Source organism: Psychrobacter sp. L7, from assembly GCF_002810365.1.
Classification (GTDB): Bacteria; Pseudomonadota; Gammaproteobacteria; order Pseudomonadales; family Moraxellaceae; genus Psychrobacter; species Psychrobacter celer.
On sequence record NZ_NEXR01000018.1, the window covers coordinates 1 to 3,229 of the forward strand.

A 3,229-nucleotide genomic window follows, 5' to 3' on the forward strand; every position below is an offset into this window, starting at 1 on the left:
CATCCTACAGGGGTTTACTACATATTACAGGACGTATTATATCATGAAAAACACACCTAATTCTAATCAAAAAACGGATTCCCTTGGTAATACTACGAAATTACAGGTAGTTCCCGAAAACAAAGGGCTGCAAGGAAATGACCTTGAAGAGGCGCATAAACTTGTAGAGCTGTTTGCCGTGCAAGAATTGGCGTGTAGTTGCCTCACTAAGACAGAAAAACGCACTAACGGTAAAGGTCAAACTTATGACACCTATATTCATAGGGTCAATTACTGCTTAAAACGGCGTATAGACGCTGGTAAGTTAGTTTCAGTACGATACAACCAGAAACGAGAGAAAGCTCACTATGACAACGTACAACGCTGTGGTAGTGTGTGGACATGTCCTTTTTGCGCTCGCAAAATTACGGAGGGTCGTCGCGAGGAAATGAAAACGGCAGTTGATGGTTGGCAAAAGCGTGGCGGTTACGTGTATTTGGTGACACTCACCAATAGCCATCACAAGGGTGATAACCTGCCCGATTTACTCAAGGGTCAAGCTCGTGCAAAACAAAAACTTTGGGAGAAGACCAAAGTTAAAAACATGATGAAAGCTTTGGGTTGTGTTGGCCGTATCACAGCAACCGAAGTTACTTATGGTGACAATGGTTGGCATCCGCATTATCACTTGCTTGTTTTCTTTGACCATCAAATAGACACAGGTGCTTTGCAGACGTTTTTAGGCCTTGAATGGATAGAGGCTTGTCGTAAGGCTAAGCTGAAATTACCTAGTCTTGAGCATGGTGTGGATGTACAAAAGGGTAAGCGCTTAAGCGACTACGTGGCAAAGTGGGGCATTGAGGAGGAGATGACAAAGGGTCATGTGAAAAAAGGCAAAAAAGACAGCCTTACTCCTTTTGATTTGCTTAGGCAATCAGAGGACAATCCCCAATATTGCTACTTATTTAAAGTTTTCGCTGATGCGTTTAAAGGTAAAGCGCAACTTCACTGGACGAAAGGGCTTAAGGCGTTGCTTAGTGTCTCTAATCGTACCGATGAAGAGATAGCGGAAGAGACAGAAAAAGAAAGTATTGAGATAAAAGAGGTTGCTACAAAAATTTGGCGGCTAATCCTTAAATATAAGATACGTGGTGAATATCTGAATGCTTGTAAAGCAGATCATTTAGATGGTGGTGATAGGGTTGATAAGCTTATTTGGAAATATGCACTCATAGAGGCGGACTGGCTAGAAAAAGAAGAGATAAACAAGGCGCTAGCACTGACCTAAGTTGCGGGCGCGTGCGTCCTTCAGTGGCGTCATCCGACTGCGGCTTAGGTCACATATATTTGCCCAAAATAAAATCACCTTGTCCCACAAGCAACCCCTTACCCCTGCTGGGCTAAGGGGTGTTTTTTTGATGATTTGTGGTACAGCGTGCAGTCCATTTGTGGTACAAGCAATCCCTTGTGCCGTATGGCTTTAGGTCGTTTGCAACCAGTTGCATAGTGTGTGAACAAAAATTATGCCATCGGCACGATAAAAAACCATGCAAGAATTGTATGGCTCTGGCTGTATACCAAAGTATGTAATTTCTCTTGCTCCTCTGCCCTCCAGCTAACAGTCTTTTTGATAAATGACGGTAGAGACCCCTCAATTTTCGGCTGGTAGCGCACTTGGCATCTTTTCGCCAAGGGCAAGCGTTCAGCATTGCATGAATAATTAACTGTCAATAAACTGGATTATCTATAAATTATATTGTATTCTACTATAAACCAAAAAATGAAACAGGATAGAAACATGGATATTTTTGAACCAGAAAACTACCACAACTTACCACCTCATCAGCGTAGCTTAGTAAATTTGATTAGCTCGGTTACTGGCAACTGTTCTATGGATGTTATGGCTGCCGAAAAAAGTTGCACTATTCGATTTAGTTATGAAACGTATCCACAAATGAAAGCTATAGCTGATTTATCAGGTAATAGTTTAAATACCGTTGCTAACGAATTAGTTAAAGTTGCCTTAGGCACTATGATTTCTAACATGAGCGAGGAAGAAATTAAGACTTTGTCTAAAGCTGCTGAGCCTATTAAAAATGAAATGTTGGAGATTAAATAATGCTAAAGCTATCAGGCAAAGTCATAAATGTATTTACACAGGAAGGCGGAAAGGGGAAAGACGGCACAGAATATGCTGAACGTCATAAAGTGCAACTTATGGGTGAAGTAGCATTGCCGAATGGTGATGTAAAAATGGATTTAATGGATTTAACAATTCAAGACTTGGGCGACTGGAACGAGATGCAAGGCAAAGATATTTCTATCGACATTGGAGCGTTCGCTCCAAGTAAGGGCAATATTATTTACTTCGTCAGCAAAGGCTCAAAACCACAGCTAAAAGCCTACTAACAGGCAATAAAAAACCCCTGCTAAGGACTGGCATCCTACAGGGGTTTACTACATATTACAGGACGTATTATATCATGAAAAACACACCTAATTCTAATCAAAAAACGGATTCCCTTGGTAATACTACGAAATTACAGGTAGTTCCCGAAAACAAAGGGCTGCAAGGAAATGACCTTGAAGAGGCGCATAAACTTGTAGAGCTGTTTGCCGTGCAAGAATTGGCGTGTAGTTGCCTCACTAAGACAGAAAAACGCACTAACGGTAAAGGTCAAACTTATGACACCTATATTCATAGGGTCAATTACTGCTTAAAACGGCGTATAGACGCTGGTAAGTTAGTTTCAGTACGATACAACCAGAAACGAGAGAAAGCTCACTATGACAACGTACAACGCTGTGGTAGTGTGTGGACATGTCCTTTTTGCGCTCGCAAAATTACGGAGGGTCGTCGCGAGGAAATGAAAACGGCAGTTGATGGTTGGCAAAAGCGTGGCGGTTACGTGTATTTGGTGACACTCACCAATAGCCATCACAAGGGTGATAACCTGCCCGATTTACTCAAGGGTCAAGCTCGTGCAAAACAAAAACTTTGGGAGAAGACCAAAGTTAAAAACATGATGAAAGCTTTGGGTTGTGTTGGCCGTATCACAGCAACCGAAGTTACTTATGGTGACAATGGTTGGCATCCGCATTATCACTTGCTTGTTTTCTTTGACCATCAAATAGACACAGGTGCTTTGCAGACGTTTTTAGGCCTTGAATGGATAGAGGCTTGTCGTAAGGCTAAGCTGAAATTACCTAGTCTTGAGCATGGTGTGGATGCTGTCTCTBATTCATATCT

At 41.9% G+C, this 3,229-nt stretch carries 4 protein-coding genes; all 4 read left to right on the forward strand.

What is annotated here, in order from left to right; translation table 11 throughout:
- The first annotated feature begins 43 nt into the window (after nt 1-43).
- Nucleotides 44-1,267 carry a protein rep gene (locus CAP50_RS12480; protein WP_153045450.1) on the forward strand — a complete coding sequence of 408 codons (1,224 nt, stop codon included), beginning with the start codon at nt 44-46 and terminating at the stop codon, nt 1,265-1,267.
- A gap of 510 nt (nt 1,268-1,777) precedes the next feature.
- Entirely contained in the window at nt 1,778-2,098 is a 321-nt protein-coding gene (locus CAP50_RS12485) for a hypothetical protein (RefSeq protein ID WP_100750139.1), read from the forward strand.
- A complete protein-coding gene (locus tag CAP50_RS12490) occupies nt 2,098-2,388 on the forward strand; it encodes a hypothetical protein (RefSeq protein WP_100750140.1) in 291 nt (96 codons plus the stop codon). Before CAP50_RS12485 ends, CAP50_RS12490 begins: the two co-directional genes overlap by 1 nt.
- 74 nt (nt 2,389-2,462) lie before the next feature.
- The coding region (locus CAP50_RS12495) for a protein rep (RefSeq protein WP_172953137.1) at nt 2,463-3,229 on the forward strand (767 nt) is incomplete at its 3' end.